Annotated in this window: 13 protein-coding genes and 1 tRNA gene; 6 read left to right on the plus strand and 8 right to left on the minus strand. The window is 46.0% G+C overall.

Translation table 11 applies throughout. The annotated features are described in order from the left end of the window. Positions 1 to 121: 121 nt before the first annotated feature. Positions 122 to 337, plus strand: coding sequence for a sugar phosphate nucleotidyltransferase (locus QMD03_07745; protein ID MDI6777112.1), 216 nt, complete (start codon positions 122 to 124; stop codon positions 335 to 337). A 92-nt stretch (positions 338 to 429) separates the two neighbouring features. On the opposite strand, the gene QMD03_07750 is transcribed toward QMD03_07745, so the two are convergent. Together QMD03_07750 and QMD03_07755 are read right to left on the minus strand one after the other, a co-directional pair. Beyond that, positions 430 to 2136 carry an IS1634 family transposase gene (locus QMD03_07750; protein MDI6777113.1) on the minus strand — a complete coding sequence of 569 codons (1707 nt, stop codon included), beginning with the start codon at positions 2134 to 2136 and terminating at the stop codon, positions 430 to 432. Between the two features lie 432 nt (positions 2137 to 2568). Beyond that, complete coding sequence (locus tag QMD03_07755) at positions 2569 to 2973, minus strand: hypothetical protein (protein MDI6777114.1); 405 nt, start codon at positions 2971 to 2973, stop codon at positions 2569 to 2571. A gap of 105 nt (positions 2974 to 3078) precedes the next feature. Between QMD03_07755 and QMD03_07760 the strand changes: the two genes are divergently transcribed. The 3 genes from QMD03_07760 to QMD03_07770 all read left to right on the plus strand — a co-directional run bounded on the left by QMD03_07760 (position 3079) and on the right by QMD03_07770 (position 7805). Further along, a complete protein-coding gene (locus QMD03_07760; protein MDI6777115.1) occupies positions 3079 to 4470 on the plus strand; it encodes a phosphomannomutase/phosphoglucomutase in 1392 nt (463 codons plus the stop codon). A 132-nt stretch (positions 4471 to 4602) separates the two neighbouring features. Then, positions 4603 to 5454, plus strand: a complete 852-nt coding sequence (locus QMD03_07765) for a hypothetical protein (protein ID MDI6777116.1) — start codon at positions 4603 to 4605, stop codon at positions 5452 to 5454. Positions 5455 to 5687: 233 nt separating this feature from the next. Further along, positions 5688 to 7805: a radical SAM protein gene (locus QMD03_07770; GenBank protein ID MDI6777117.1), complete on the plus strand. Its 2118-nt coding sequence runs from the start codon at positions 5688 to 5690 to the stop codon at positions 7803 to 7805. A 20-nt stretch (positions 7806 to 7825) separates the two neighbouring features. Here QMD03_07770 and QMD03_07775 read toward each other — a convergent pair whose 3' ends face one another. The 6 genes from QMD03_07775 to QMD03_07800 form a co-directional block, all read right to left on the minus strand. Further along, complete coding sequence (locus QMD03_07775; GenBank protein ID MDI6777118.1) at positions 7826 to 8734, minus strand: CoA pyrophosphatase; 909 nt, start codon at positions 8732 to 8734, stop codon at positions 7826 to 7828. A 108-nt stretch (positions 8735 to 8842) separates the two neighbouring features. Then, a tRNA-Met gene (locus tag QMD03_07780) sits at positions 8843 to 8919 on the minus strand. Between the two features lie 48 nt (positions 8920 to 8967). Continuing rightward, positions 8968 to 10677: an FG-GAP-like repeat-containing protein gene (locus tag QMD03_07785; GenBank protein MDI6777119.1), complete on the minus strand. Its 1710-nt coding sequence runs from the start codon at positions 10675 to 10677 to the stop codon at positions 8968 to 8970. 528 nt (positions 10678 to 11205) lie between these two features. Further along, positions 11206 to 11781: a LemA family protein gene (locus QMD03_07790; protein ID MDI6777120.1), complete on the minus strand. Its 576-nt coding sequence runs from the start codon at positions 11779 to 11781 to the stop codon at positions 11206 to 11208. Between the two features lie 53 nt (positions 11782 to 11834). Further along, positions 11835 to 12566, minus strand: coding sequence for a hypothetical protein (locus tag QMD03_07795; GenBank protein MDI6777121.1), 732 nt, complete (start codon positions 12564 to 12566; stop codon positions 11835 to 11837). Positions 12567 to 12649: 83 nt separating this feature from the next. Continuing rightward, on the minus strand, positions 12650 to 13450 hold the full coding sequence (locus QMD03_07800; protein ID MDI6777122.1) for a TPM domain-containing protein: 801 nt from the start codon (positions 13448 to 13450) through the stop codon (positions 12650 to 12652). 367 nt (positions 13451 to 13817) lie between these two features. Between QMD03_07800 and QMD03_07805 the strand changes: the two genes are divergently transcribed. Further along, entirely contained in the window at positions 13818 to 15299 is a 1482-nt protein-coding gene (locus tag QMD03_07805; protein MDI6777123.1) for a B12-binding domain-containing radical SAM protein, read from the plus strand. Positions 15300 to 15329: 30 nt separating this feature from the next. After that, entirely contained in the window at positions 15330 to 16520 is a 1191-nt protein-coding gene (locus QMD03_07810; protein MDI6777124.1) for an MBL fold metallo-hydrolase, read from the plus strand. The last annotated feature ends 6 nt before the right edge of the window (positions 16521 to 16526 follow it).

The following is a 16526-nucleotide window of genomic DNA, read 5'->3' on the forward strand; positions in this document are numbered from 1 at the left end:
TAATGATCGCCGGCGTTGTATCCCTATTTGCAGGCGTATTCCTTGTATTCTTTCTTGAATATCTGGGAAATATCAAAGAACCAAATAAGCAAGTTGGTAAAGAGATATAAAAGGCATTGTATTGGCCGGTTGGCTGGGACCCCGATTGCACCCATTAACAAAGGTTACAAATAAACATCTTTTACCAGTTCATGATAAGCCTATGATATACTACCCCATTCAGGCCCTCGTCAATGCAGGGATAGACGATATTCTGATAGTTACCGGGGGCAACAATGCTGGTGATTTCCTGAAACTTCTGGGAAATGGAAAAGAGGGCATTGTTAATTTAGTATAGCTTGCAGGCCATAGTTCCATTTTAGCATTAAAACAGGACTTTCAGAGTTGATTAGGCAAATAGGTCTCAATAGGCTGTAATTATTCAATAAATTAAGCCTGAAGTTGTAGAACCGAACCGTTCTCTATCCGATAACCGAGGGCAGCCAGTATTTGAGATTGCAGCTCATTAGGGTCTTCAATTTGGAATTCAGGGGTTGCGGCCCCCTTGCGCCAGGAGAGGACACTGTTCAGATGGGACATCTCCTCCATGATGGTTTTGGCGCTGTGTTCCCCGCCAAGTTTGAGCTCTAGAAGCCGCAGGCAGGTGAGGGCTACAACGCAGGTGAGCAGATGGCAGCGGATATTGCTGTCGGTCCAGTGAAAAATGGGGTTGACTCTCACATGACAACAGGCTTTGCTTGTTCGGAACTGTTGCTCTATGCGGGCGCGGTCCAGGGAGGCGATGACAATCTGCTCAGTGCTCCAGTCATGATTATCCGTGACAATGAGATGCTTGCCCATTATGGCCTGGGCAGCGCTCACCTCTGAAGCATCTTTGCGGAAACTCATGTTCTGTTCCGTGAACCCAAGCCGGTAATACCTGTGGCTGATATGGAGGTCTTCGCATAGGTTGCGGTAGCGGTTGATGATGGTCTTGGGGCTTCGCCAATGGGGTTCTTTTTCCCGGTATTTCCTGCGGTATTCGAGCAGCTCCACCCGAAGCCGCTCCATTTTCTTGATAAAATCGTACATCTTTTTCCGTTTGGTGACGGGGTTAAATGTGAGAACCACCGTCCGTTCGCGCCCCCACAGGTTAAGGTTGGTGCGATAGGCTTTGAGCAGGTCGGTGTGGCACTCATCGATGAGCAGGCTACGATTCTTGGGGGTATCCAGGACCTCAAAATGCTTAGGATCGAGGCTTGCCAGATCCTCGGCGAAGTAGGTGGAATAGGTGGTGATGAAGTGGACCTGGCGATTTTCATCGATAAGAGCCAGGTTATCATCTGAGTTCATGTCTTTATCAAAGACCACGGTAAGCTCTTTACTTCCGTCTGCAAAGCCCAGGATCACCCCGAAGATTTCATCGATGATCCGGCGGAAGAGCTTTGAGTCGTGAAGATTCCCAGGATAGGGCGTGTAGTAGAGGGGGAGAGAGGTGGCCCGGTCTACCAAGAGTCCCACGCCCACCTGGCGGAGATGATGCTTCCCCGCTTTATTGTGGCCCCTCACCGCCAGCTCAGATTCGGTTTTGGAGGCCATATAGGTAAAGTAATTGGTGGTATCAAAAAGGAGTGTTTCCGGGGCTTGTTGGCGTTGGCTCCAAAGTTCTGCAAGAATCCGTTTACCGATCTCTTCTATCTGCTTTTTGGAAACCCGGTTCCATTTTTCCCAATACCGCTCTGAAGTGAGCTCCTTGAGGTCAACGGGACGGATATGCTGGATGGCGGTTTTGTGGTACCAGTCTTCCAGAGCGCGTTTGCTTTTGGGAGCGATCATGCGATTTGCCCAGGCGTAGAAGAAGTACTCACCCACGGTTGGGCCTTTTTCTCTGAGGGCTCTGGGCACAACGGTATCGATGATGCCGATGGTATCCAGTTCCTGTTCAAGGGCATGGGCCAGGAAGAGAGCGCCGAAAGACTCGGTTATCAGCTTGACGGGTTTTCCAGAGGCCTTGGATTCTTCGAGCTTTGCGAGGATAGTCTCAATCGTGCCGAGGTACTTCTGCCACTTGAGCTGGACCTTTCCGTCAACGCGGTGGACCTCTCGTGCGTACCAGTAGGTTCTACCCTTGAAGGTTTTCTTATAGAGATGAGGCATGAAGGGATCATAGCATATAGGTTCTACATGTCAAGCAAAAAAAGTCACGAAAAGCCAATAAAATTGGGAATTAGACGGGGATATTGGGGGAGATACAGATAGGTTCTACGCGGTAACCAGGTGTAACTATTTAATTATTCAGCGAAATAAGACTAAATGGCCGAATATCTCTGAAAGTCCTGTTAGAGAGAAAAATCCTTTTCCGCTCATTGCCACGTGCCGTGATGTGGTGGAAAGCCCCTTCATATTCGATGCGCAACGGTCGTGCCATAAGAACCTCCTATTGTGTAGAGGAATATGCAGGTATATTATCCCAATATCTGTCCCTTGTCAATGGCTGACCCCCATGTCCCACCATGTCCCACCCATGTCCCCCTCTGCCCATGTCCCCCCCATGTCTTCCATGTCTTCCTGGCTGACCCCCATGTCTTACTACAAATACCTTTTCATAATATTGTTTAGCGCCTCTTCGATCATCGTCCTTATGACATGGAGACGTTCCTCTGTGGTTGCCTCAAAACGAAGGACGACGACGGGTTGGGTATTAGATGGCCGTAACAACCCCCAGCCATCCTCAAAGGGAATGCGCACACCATCAATATCAATGATTTTGTAGTCTTTTTTGAAGTGGGCTTTGACCTCTTCAACTACTTGAAATTTAATATGATCGGGGCAGTCCACCCTGATTTCAGGAGTTGTAAAGGTCCGTGGAACATCGGAGAGAATTTCGCTGATCTTTTGACCGGACATGGAGAGGATTTCGAGCAGCCTTATAGCGGCATATATAGCATCGTCGTAACCGAAGTATCTATCAGCAAAGGACAGGTGACCGCTCATCTCCTCAGAGTATTTCCCCCTGATCGGTAACGAATAATCAAAGGACTATTGATTTTTTTGCCGAATAATATTATGAGTAATAAAACTCACGAGGAGATGTTATTGATGAAGCCTTTTCTTAATCCTCTTATATTTAGAGCCTATGATATCCGTGGCAAGGTAGGAACTGACTTAACCCCAGACATTGCATTGTTGATAGGAAAAGCATTTGGGACATATATACAGAAAATTGAAGGGAATGAGATAGCAATTGGGAAAGATAACCGTTTGAGTTCTGAATATTTACAGGAAGCATTTATTAACGGATTACTATCTACAGGTTGTAATATCATTGACATCGGACTCAGTCTCTCTCCAATGCTTTATTTTGCCGTTGCTAAATGGAAACTTCATGGTGGTGTTAATGTTACAGGCAGCCATAATCCAATAGAATATAATGGTTTTAAGATGACTAAAAGAGACGCATCACCCGTTGCAGAAGAAGAAATTCAGGTGATTAAGCAAATAGTTGAAGAAGAGACCTTTATTCAGGGCAAAGGAAAGATCGAGCAGAAGGAAATAAAGACCGAATATTATGATTTTCTCAAGAGCAAGGTCAACCTCCGAAAAAAAATTAAGGTTGTTGTGGATGCAGGTAATGGAATAGCAGGCATTTACGCTCCACAACTGCTGCGAGAAATAGGATGTGACGTTATTGAACTTTATTGCGAATCTGACGGTACTTTCCCTCATCATTTACCTGATCCGGAAATGGAAGAAAACTTGCGAGATCTCAAAAATAAAGTTAAAGAGAACGAGGCGGATATCGGTTTAGCTTATGATGGCGATGGTGATAGGATAGGAATCGTTGATGAAAAAGAACAACATTATGAAAGCGACTTCATCCTTATTCTGCTGGCCAGAGACTTTCTTCAGCGACACCCCGGTGAAAGGGTGCTCTTTGACGTCAAGTGCTCCAAAAATGTTTATGATGATATAAAAGCTCATGGTGGTATCCCATTTCTCTATAAGACCGGGCATTCTCTCATAAAGAAAAAAATGCGCGAGGAAAACATCTTGTTTGGAGGAGAGATTAGCGGCCATATGTTTTTTGGAGAAGATTCCTTTGTCTATGACGATGGCATTCAAGCATCACTTCGCATACTGGATATTCTTAGCAAGGATGATAAACGGCTGTCGGATCATTTTATCGGTCTGCGACATTACTTTATAACTCAGGAGATCAAAGTAGACTGTCCTGATGAAGATAAGTTTCAAGTTGTTGACAGTGTAAGTTCTTTTTTCTTATCTCAATATCCCGATTCAGTTACAATTGACGGTATTAGAATAAATTTTTCAAATGGATGGGCATTGATAAGAGCATCTAATACTAATCCATATTTAACCGTGCGGGTTGAAGCAGACTCTGAACAGTTGAAGCAAGAGATTAAGAGAAGGGTTCGTGAAATACTTCAAACATTCCCTTCAGTCACAATTCCGGAAGCATTAAAGGATTAAGGATTATTAAGGATAACACCAAAGATGTTAATCGAACATACATCACCAAAGCCGCCGTGCCGTAAAAAACTTTTGACTCATAGATACGCTCGAGTGAGATTGGCCGCTTGGCCATGTTGAGCGGGGGTTGTCGTGGAAGATAATTCGATATTCATAAGAGCATTCATAATAGTAATAAGCTTTATCGCTAAACTCATTTCCAGTGACAAGACAAAAAAGCTGTTCCTCCGAGACTGGAGGCCTCGGAGAATTCTGTTACAATTCTGGAAGGTACCAAAAGGAAAATTGAAGAAAGCCTACATTTTCTACCCGACCTATCCGATTGAGAGAGTGGACAGGATAGGGGAGAGTGACAACTATATATCACTTGAAGATAAGGAAGCAGTTGATTTCCTGAAACAAAACTTGAGTAAATGGGGATTCGCCTGCTCAGAAAAGCCGGTCCAGCACTTCGATACAGACCATAATTTCCCGACTGATGGTATAATTATACTTGTATGTGGTCCAAAACTCGACCCTACCACCAACCAAGTCGTAAACGATCCGAGTATTGGCGGCAATCCCGTTTCGAGTTGGTTTTATCAGCTTTACCATAAGGCGATGGGCATGAATCTGTTACACGATTGTAACAAACATAAACAATATCACATTCCTATTCCATTCCCCGGATTCAAGATACTGTACTCCCCACAGGATGAGCAGCCACAGAAGAATATTGACAGGGGACTACTCGTGAGATTCAAAGTTGGCGAACAGTTCTTCTTTCTCTGCTGGGGTATCCACGGATCCGCCACGCTCGGTACCGCAAAGGTGGCACTAAATCCTGCACACCTCGCTACGTTTCCTTTAGACCAGCCAGACATCATGGCGGTTGTTGAGGCGGAAAAAATCACGTCAGGGAATGTCCAAGTAAAAGCGGTAGGATACCCTCTTCATTTTCCTAATGAGGCCATACTTGTATATCGAAAAACCGGCCCCATTTAGCCCGGGGAAATGGTTGTCTACCGAAAGACCCGTTTATGGCCTTTCGTATCTTTGGGCAACTACGGATAACGTAAAAAACGTCAAAGAAGGAAACTATTCCCAGTTAATGAGGATAAGACCAAAGATGTTAATCGAACATACATCACCAAAGCCCACGTGCCGTGAAACTCTTAACTTGTAAACATAATCGGATGAGACTGGCCGCTTGGCCATGTTGAGCGGGGGAAGTTATCGTGGAATTTAAAGAGATAATCATAATGCTATTAATAAGCGTTACCGCGAATCTCCTTTTCTTTGGCAAGAAAATATATCTGTTCCTCCGAGACTGGAGGCATCGGAGAATTCTGTCACAATTCTGGGGAGTACCAGAAGGAAGATCGAAGAAAGCCTACATTTTTTATCCGACCTATCCGAATCCGAGAGTGGATAGGACAGAAAAAATTGGCTACTATTTATCAGATGAAGATGCCAAAACAGTTGAACTCCTGCAACGAAACTTGGTAAAATTAGGATTCGACTGCCAAAGAAAAGAGGTGTCCGAACTCTTCAATGCAGACCATCCCGTGCCAAGAGATGGTATAATTATACTTGTGTGTGGTCCAAAACTCGACCCTACCACCAACCAAGTCGTGGACGATCCTTGGATTGGTGGCAATCCCGTTTCAAGTTGGTTTTATCGCTGTTACCACAAGAAGATGGGCATAGAACTGTTGTACAATCCTGAATTCAAAAGAAAACAATATCAAATCCCCATTCCCTTTCTCGGATCCGAAACACTGTACTCTCCACAGGATGAGCGGCCACAGGAGAATATTGACAGGGGACTACTCGTGAGATTCAAAGTTGACCAACAGTTCTTCTTTCTTTGCTGGGGTATCCACGGATCCGCCACGCTCGGTACCGTAAAGGTGGCACTGGATCCTGCATACCTTGCCAAGTTTTCCTTACACTCGCCAAATATCATAGCAGTTGTTCAGGCAGAGAAAATCGACGAGATATCAGGAGATGTCCTCGCAGGAGCTGTAGGATACCCTCTTCCCGAGAAAGACATAACACCTATCTTAAAACCTGACCCATTCAGCCCGGGTGCATGGTTGCCTGCCGAAAGACCCGTTTATGGCCTATCGTATCTTTGGGCAACTACGGGTAACGTAGAAAACGTCAAAAAAGGGAATTACGTCCAGTTAGCCCCGGTTGCCGCAGAATTTGATGCCTCGCTTTACTGCCCCTACAATTGTTCTTGGTGTCCATACCGACAAGACAGAACCGGGGAAATTCTCAAAGACGAGAAAAAAGCCTTGGCTATAGTTGATAAGATAGCAGAGAGTGGGGTCCGACTCGTTGTTCTTACCGGAGGCGGAGAACCACTTGAGTCCAACTGTGTTGAAGCTGTGGCAGAGCGCTGTAGGCATCACAAGATGCTGGTGACTTTATACACGAATGGTTTATTGTTGAATGACTTACGTGCTTACCATCTGATGTCTCGGGGTGTTTCTGAGATCCGCATTTCACTGGATGATGTTTCCTCCGTTGAGAACTATATGGCTATTCATGGCCTTAGGAAGGATCAGAGGAAGGCGATGGAGGACGTGGAGTACAACACAAGGCAATTGCTCGGACTAAGGGCAAGAAACGGGTTCAGTACCAGAATTGGTGCATCTTTCTTGGTTTCTGATAAAACGTTGTCTAATCTTGAAAGATCTGCGGTGACGTTGAGCAAGTGGCTACATAAAGTAGGGCCATTCGACTACGTGGCTATTCGTCCTGCCGTGAAGTACTGGCCCGGCGGAGAACCTCACAACGCATACTTCAAGGGTGGGGATGCGGATTTTAACATGCTCAAAAAAGCGGCACAGCAGTTCAAGGAAAAGGGGGTGGCTAGGCATATATTTATCTCATGGCAACGCTTTAGGGATTTGAACAAGTACAGTCCAAATGCGTACGGTAAGTGCCTTGCGTCTACCCTCTGGCTGAACATTGGGCCAGACGGCACGGCATATTTGTGTTGTGAGACGAAACATAAGAGTAGCTTTAAATTGGGGAATATATTAGAAAAACCACTCGATGAACTCCTCAAGTCTGCTTTAATTAATGCAACGAGGTCAATACCTTTTGGTTCGGCCGGCTGTCCTGTACTTTTGTGCAAGCCATCAGCACTCAACCAGTTATTCGATGAGATCGAATCATACAGAAAGGACGGTAGCCTGCCTGAGCATATATGCAAGTGGCTAAATGCGGTTGCGGAATACAATCTGGAGTCCGGCACCACTGCACTGCTCATCCCAAGCGTTTCTGGAATATATGAGGAGTATCCATTACCTTATAATAGTCCGTCCCATCATTCCGGGTAACCGGCTTATGTAGGACAGAATTATGTCGCAGCATCATTACATTTACTCCTGTGGAGTTGATCCCTTGAACGGTTTTTAATCATCTCCAGGTAACGGGGATGGCGCTGCATTTTTATCATCTTTTTTGCATGCATATCTGGAAGTTTGTAGTCAAGAACGATCTGTAAAAAACTGATGATAATCTTAAAGGTCGCTCCCCAGAGTATCTCTTCCCCGCCCTCATCATCCCTGTAAATAAAGCATGGATAATACGACCCTTGCTGGTCTGGTTCTGCTTGATCGGAAGCCCCAAGGGGGTAAAAAAGTCCGTAGTTCCCTTCTTTGAAAAACGCATTCAATGGAATTTCTACAACCCTGTCAACCTCTGGGTTGAGTCGAATCGGCCATGAATTCTTCACAAATCCGACGAGAGGGAAGATCGTCCGTCTGTAGAGGGTAAGGGAATAGGTAGGCAGAGGACCTAAAAAAAGGACATTCCAGGGACTGAGTCTTATCTCTTCCCATGATTCCCTTGAGGCGTTGGTCAGGAAGAGGGTCATTACCCTGAAGGTTTCGGCGTCTCTTTTCCGGGCATACTTTAGCGCGTTACCCTGTAAAATTGGCACCAACCCGCTTGTGACAAATGGTCTCAAAATGGGATCCAGGAAGCGGTGCAGCAAGCCACCGGGACAACTGAGGTCTCCAGGTTGCGCAACAGTTGGAGAACGTTTAATGAGCTGGAAAGTAAATTCCCTTCCTTCTGGCCCATCTGATGGGTTTTCCCTGAAACGTAAAGGAAGTAGAACCCCGGCAGCCTGGTGAACTTCGTTAGTCTGCCAGCTTTTCTTGATAAATTGCATCCTTTCGGAAAAATCAAGGGGGGTACTGCCGAGCTTTTCTACGATTAGCTCAAGAAATTCGTCTTTTTGTAACGGTAATGAAAGATCCATGATGGTCATTTTCTGATAATCTTAAAGAGGGAACAATTCATCGCTTTCAAGGGATCTCATACGAATACACAAAAAAACCTGGCAAAGGGCCAGGCTTTTGCACTTTAATGGTGGCGGTGCAGGGAATCGAACCCCGGACACTACGGATATGAGCCGTATGCTCTAACCGTCTGAGCTACACCGCCTCAATAACAGAAATATTATTTACAATAATTTTATTAAATTGTCAACCACTATTGAACATTCAGTTTATAAGCCACAATGGCGCTTTTGCCGCCTGATAATACAAGCGCCAGCACAATTTCATCTTGCCCATCATTGTCAATATCCTTGAGCTGATAGTCAGCAGCATACCCATTGATCTTCCTTGTCCTCCAGTTTTCCGCCAGACCGAGACCATCCCATTCGAGATTGTATATCTCACTGGAGGTGAAAAGCCTCAAATTCTTGAAAATCCTCCCCACAGAAGATAGATTCTTTACGATAATAATCTCTTTTTTCCCATCTTTGTTAATGTCATGGGTCAGAATTCTTACATTTAGATAGGTGTATTTATCGTTCTTATTGTATCGCTCAGTGATAGTCTTTTCAAAGTAGTTGTTGCTTCCCCCAAAGACGTCATCACCCTTCCAGAGCAATTCATTACTCCCACCGAAAACATGGATCTTTGCAAGGGGCTTGTCCGTTTCTTCATAGATACAGAGATGGTCAGTGCTATCAAGGGCAATTATTCTCCTGCCCCCACCGGCCCCTAAACTTTCCATGGTAAGGCCATAGATAGAAAGCCCCTCTGGAATCTTCATTTTCCTACCTTCCCTGTATTTGCCATGTACCCAGACGATCTCGTAAATAGGAGTATCAAACGCCTTATCACTTCCCATTCTCTGTCCCAACAGCAGAGGAGTATCCGAGGAAGAATCAATGACCCTCAAAAACCAGCGTAGATTCGAGGCAATTTCAACAAATCTTCCCATCTTAAATTCAAGGACAAAGGAGTTCACCATGTTTCCTCTCAAACTGGTGACAAATATCTCCTTTACACCATCCTGATTAATATCGGCTACATCTACGGCGAGATAGTTATCATAAGACTTTCCGGATATCTGTTGGAGTAAATTAAAATCCTTCCCTTTTTTCTGATATATCATGACATTATGACTATCAATGACTACCACTTCATTTAAACCATCTTTATTGACATCACCGATATCCATACCTTTAAATTCGGTCGGATACTTCTGGCTCATCCAGAATCCTTTCCTGTCGAGAGGTTGTGCCGCATTTATAAAATCGGGATTGATTACCGAGGTAAAGGTGCCTTTTTTACTGGTTTTCATCCCTGATATAATTTCACTTTCCCGGGTGTACTGCGGTGTGGGCTGTTGAGGCATGGGGAGTGGCGACGTCACGGGAGAAAGGTCAGAAGTTGGAGGAGAAGGTGCACCCAGAATATGGTAATTGATCCTCTGGGCAAAATCGCTGATCTTCGGTATGACCTCATCCATACCCTGAGACTGGGTAAAGATACCTACCGGTGATTTATAAGTGGTGATGTCTACAAGCTTTCCGTCTATGCTCAAGCTGTTGCCAATCTTTGTAATACTACCCCAGACAACAAAATCTACACTCATTTTCTTTCCCAGACCATAAACATCTGTGAGAGTCAGTTCTTTTTCTCCTGTTCCTTTCAGGGCATCAATGACTGCATCCTTGCTGATCACCTCTATCTTGCCATCGGCAGCGATACGGGAGGACAGCATATCCCATATGCCCTGGTGTAGATAATCAATATTTTCTGCACTGTGGACAGAGAATGGCAGAACGGCAAGCGTCGTTTTTTCCTTCGCCCATAGTTGTCCGGATACTGCTATTAGAGCAAACAAACATATAATAAAAGCTTTTTTCACTGTCCTTTGTGTCGCTATGCGACATAAATATTTCATAACTTTATCTCCCGAATAAAAATGAACCTGTGTTTTTTGATCTCTTCTACCATGGAAACATTTATAGTTCAAGATTCATTTTGGCGGAAATCGGGGGCTGGTAAATAAAGGCAGTGGTTCCTTCAACCGGGTTATTTCTTGTGTTTATATCTACTTAGTTTTTGTATGCACCGACTGGTATTTTCTTTAAACCGCTCCGCCTTTCCAAATACCAGAGGATATCTGCGCCGAAGTTCAGACAGAAGCTTACGGAACAAAGGTATTTCTGGCGCCAGAATAATTACACCCACCAAAATAAAAAGGATTCCCTGAAGTAAGGGCAAAAAAAGCCCTATGATACCCAGCGCCACAAAAAACCAGCCGAGAACATGTCTCAAAATTCTTCCCATTTATTCTATTTTCCTCAAGGAATTCATGATAATGGTGATGGTGAGAGGAAGAAATTTACGCACAAGATCTGGAGCTGTGCGGTTAGACTTTTTCACCGCAAAGGCACAGAGTACGCCATGACGTGAACTTGCTCTGGTGTTAAAATTTGACCTGTGGGGTGGCCTTGGCCGCTGCGGGCGCCTCAAAGAAGGTTGCCTTCTCAAAACCAAACATACCTGCTAAAAGATTGGCCGGAAAGCTTCTGATCGCCACATTGTACGTCTTGACCGCATCATTATATCGCCTTCTCTCGACGGCAATCCGGTTCTCCGTCCCCGCCAATTCATCCTGAAGGCGGATGAAATTCTGGTTGGCCTTTAGGTCAGGATACCTTTCCACCACGACGAGTAATCTGCTCAAAGCAGAGGACAATTCATTATTAGCGCTGATCTTATCGGATACCTTCGCTGCACCACCCACCTTTGCCCTTGCCTTCGTGACCTCGATAAACACGTCCTTTTCATGCCTGGCATAACCCTTGACCGTCTCTACAAGATTCGGAATCAGGTCATATCGCCTCTGCAGTTGATTTTCCACCTGCGCCCACGCTCCCCTTACGGCCTCATCCATCGAAACGAAGGTGTTGTAAGTCCCCTTGAAAAAAGAGTAGAGGGAAATAACAAACACAAGGATAACAACAATCGCAATGATGAGATTTCTTTTTCCTTTTGTCACGTGCTGTACCTCCTGTTATTCTTATGACTGCATGGCTGGCTGCCAATAAAGCATCAAACTTCCATGCCGTCAACAATTTTTGATAGTTTTCTAACTTCCCTCAAGTAGGTCCTGAAAATTGCCTGAATATCTGAGGACGAAAAACTACCTACACCTTCCTTGATGTCTGCGCATTTCAGGAAAATATCGGGATCAACGGAAAATGCCTTACCCACCGCTCTGATGACCTCTCTCTTCCCCAGGGGTATTTCGAGATCCTTCAGATACAGAAGGGCGTTAAAGATGGAGATAAAAGCGGTCAGGGAAACCTCTATCAGATGCCGTATCTGCTTTATCCGCCCTTCCGTTTCCAGAAAACCTTCCCGCAGAAGGAGAAGCTTCCCCTTCAGTTCCCTTTCCACTTGCAGTCTGAGATAGTGCGAATCAATGGGTAATTCACTCAGGACATTTTCACCAAAAACGAGAACATGATTTCTCTTGATGTTGAGAAATTCAATGGGATATGAATCAAGGGAAGATGTGATATATGACTTTGTCATAAAGAGTGGGATCGCCACCTTCCTCTTTCTCCATCGGGCAACGGTTCCCATGCCTCGCCCCAGATCATCTATCCCTTCCTCGGAAAGGATCATGAGAAAATTGAGATCTGATTTTCCCGGAACGTAACCCCCGCCGGCGCCACTCCCATAAAGGATGACAGAAAGGAGGTCATCCCCGAATGCCTTCCTGAAGTCATCGGTAATTTCTGAAAATATCTCTTCCGGTTTTTTAGGTATCTTAGTCATTGTCTTACCCTTCTTTAGCTTTCAGCTTTTTTTTGTGTTTGTTTTGCTGACTGCTGATTGCTGATTGCTTGTTTATACCCTTCTTAAAATCCCCGGCCAGCCCCGCCGCCGCCGCTGCTCCCGCCGCCAAAACCTCCAAAACCACCGCCAAAGCTCCCGAATCCGCCTCCCCCGCCTCTGCCGCCGCCGCTTAAAAACATCAGGAGAAGCAGGGGAAGTAGGGCCCGTCCCTGCCTCGTGCCGAGGAGGGGGATCATGATGAGGAGCAGAAGGAGCAGGGGGAATAAACTGCTGCCCCGTCTTGGCCTTTTTGTTAGCGGCTGACTGATAGTGGGACTGCCCGTCAGGGAAATATCAGCCGCCTTTGCGACAACGGACGATACGGCAATCATGGCATTGGTAAGTCCCTTGCCGTAATCCCCAGTTTTAAGATAGGGAATTACGGCTCTGTCGAGGATCTCGCCCACGAGTCCGTCAGGAAGGATACCTTCCACCCCATATCCCGTCTCGATCCTGATCTTTCTTTCCCTGACGGCAAGAAAAATCAGGACGCCTTTGTCTTCCCCTTTCTTCCCGATACCCCAGACCTCGTATAACTGGTTGGCATAATCGTCAGGGTCGTTATCCCCGATAGTCTCCATGGTGGCGACGATAACCGAGGTCCCTGTTTTTTCCAGAACCTCCCGGGCAAGGCTCTCCATCTGGTTTACATAGGGGGAAGGGATGACCCCGGCGAAATCGTTGACGGCGCCCCGCGGCGGCGGAAACTTTTCTTTTCCTTCCAGGGAAGAAACGGTCAGCAACAACAAAATAATGACAGACACCATCGAGATGAACCTTCCACGATCAGATGCCGATTTTGTCGTTACGTATCTCACCTTCATCCTAATTTCTGTATTCTACCTTCTCAGACCTAAATTTCCCTTATCATATACCCACTGATCCTGGAAATAGCAAGTTTTTATTCCTTGTCGGGTCCAATACCCCGCGGCTTGCGGCGGGGTAGTTCATTTCCTTTTGCCCGCAATATAAATATACCTTGACATCCTTATTTAAAACAACTTAGACTTACATGGATGAGTTGTAAAGAATTTCTCACTGGCAAAGGGAAAAGGCCGCATGCCGATGCAAAAGCTGATGCGGTTTTTTTATTACTTCCGGCCCTGCTCCCGGATAGGTTGCAGTATTAGAGAAACATTCTCACATCCCCGGTGATAAGTGTGATAGTAAGAGACATACAAGGAGATTATCATGAACATTTTAATGGTCTACCCCCGGTATCCGGTTACGTTCTGGAGTTTTAAATATATCTTGAAGTATATATCGAAGAAAGCTACCTTTCCTCCTTTAGGGTTGATGACGGTAGCGGCTATGCTTCCTGATGACTGGAACGTTCGCCTCATTGATTTGAATGTAAAAAAGGTCAAGGAGAGAGACCTCGAATGGGCCGACTATGTGATGATCAGCGCCATGTTAGTCCAGAAAGAATCGGTCCACGAAATTTTGCACCGGTGCCAGCACCTGGGGAAGAAAGTCATTGCCGGAGGACCCCTTTTCAATAGCACCCCGGAGGAATATATACATCTGGTAGATCATCTGATCTTGAATGAGGCAGAACATACCCTGCCTCCGTTTCTAACTGACCTTAAAAACGGCAACCCGAAGAAAGTTTATCGCTCTCCCGACTTCCCCACATTGACGCTCACACCTTTTCCCCGTTGGGATCTGATTAATGTTAAAAATTATGCTTCCCTGATGATCCAGTATTCCCGTGGTTGTCCCTTCAATTGCGATTTTTGTGATGTTACGGCGATGTTCGGCCATAACCCGCGCCTGAAGAGCATTGATCAGTTTTTGGGTGAGCTACAGGCAATTTACGATACGGGCTGGCGTGGCGGCGTTTTTATCGTTGACGACAACTTTATCGGCAATAAAAAGGCAATCAAAAAGATGCTGCCCCAAGTGATCAACTGGATGAAGGCACACCATCATCCTTTTGTTTTTTTAACGGAGGCCTCGATAAACATTGCTGATGACGATAAATTAATTGATCTGATGGTTGAAGCCGGCTTCGAGAGTGTTTTTATCGGCATAGAGACACCTGATGAGGATAGCCTGAAAGAATGCTCGAAGCATCAAAACTGCGGGCTTGACATAGGGGCGGCGATAAAAAAATTGCAGGCAAAAGGTCTCCAGGTTTCAGGGGGGTATATCGTCGGATTTGACAACGATAATGAAAGCATCTTCACAAGACAGATAAAGTTTATCCAGGAAACCGGGGTCGTGACTGCCATGGTTGGCCTGTTAAACGCCTTGCCGAATACCAGGCTCTGGCAGCGACTGAAAGAGGAACACCGCCTCGACTCATCTTCATCTGGCAATAATACCGATGGTAGTATCAACTTCATCCCCCGGATGGACAGGGAAAAACTTATTGAGGGCTATAGAAGGATAGTCAGAACCATCTACAGCCCCCGGCATTATTATCAACGGGTCTGCAAGTTTCTGGAACATTATAAACCTTGCAGGAAAAGAAGAAGAATAGAATATGTGCAGATTAAGGCCTTCCTTAAATCCATATTTTATCTCGGCATCCTCGGAAATGGCGCATCCCAGTGGTATTACTGGAAAATGCTCTTCAAATCAATGACATTTTATAGAAAATCCTTTCCCGAGGCCATGACTCTCATGGTTTACGGACATCACTTCCGTAAGATAGCGAAAAAAATCTGAACTAACTCCCATGAGACGCAAGCTCAAGCTATGAAACGAACAGGAAAGTTGCTCAGGGCCAATCAACCCACAGGAAGCGGCCGTGTGGTTGAGTATTGCCTGGGCCGGCGCCGCCGCCTATTCCAGATAACGACGTTCTGCCCCGATATCATAGGACCGGGTCCCACCAACCAATACCTTATCGAAGATGAGGCGCTGATCCTCGTTGACACCGGGATACCAACAGGCCTGGTGAAGAACTTCTTCTACTTCTGGCAGAACCAGCCCATACCGGACCATATTGAGGCCTTGTCTGACGACTACAGCGAGCAGGAACTCCTCAGCGCCATCAATCTTACGGGACATGACGTGAGGGATATTGGCTTCATTGTGCTTACCCATGGACACTTTGACCATTATCTTCTCGGCAGAAAGCTTGTCAAAATGTCCGGAGCGAAGGTGGCCGCCCACGTATTAGATTCAGGGCTGATAACAAATAAGTGGAGCCTGATGAAGGTATGGATAGAAAGAAGGCCGCTGTACAGGGCAATGGGCATGCCGCTACCGGAAAACCGTATAAATTCACGGAACAGGCCAACAATGGAAGATGTTGATCTTTCGCTGGGTGTTGATTACCCTATTATCAGTGACGGACCCCTCCGGATCGGTGACTTTAAGAGCGATGCGATATCAGTTTGTCATTCAGCGGGTCACTCTCCCGGGGGTATTTCCCTCCTTGTGCAAAACGAAGAAGGGACGGGGGTTCTGATGCTATGCGGAGATACATTGCTTTATCCCATTACACCACATCCAGACGACCTCGTTGCCTATCTGCGCGCCTTGAAAAAGATAAAAAGTCTCGAAAACATCGCCCTAGTTCTGCCCGCCCACGGTAAGGCAATTGCAAAGCTGCGGGAACGCCTCGCCTTCCTGGAGATGCACCACAAACGCCGGCTGCAGCTTACCTACGAGGCATGTAAAGAGCCGCGAAGTATCTGGCAAATCGCCACCATACCCCACTATTTTGACGTCCCTGTGGATCCTGCAAAATTTAATCCTCTCGCAGGCCAGGAGGCAATGGTCCACGTGGAGTTGCTCCAGTTGGCGGGCGGATTGCGCACCTCGCGTGTAGATGGCACGGTGCACTATTTCCAAAACTCGGGTGAAGCATTTGCCGATATCTACAACCGGATCCTGAACATCATAGATGATGAAAACACCACCGTACTTCTGAGACGATGATCTGCA

It is taken from the genome of Syntrophales bacterium, from assembly GCA_030018935.1.
Classification (GTDB): Bacteria; Desulfobacterota; Syntrophia; order Syntrophales; family CG2-30-49-12; genus CG2-30-49-12.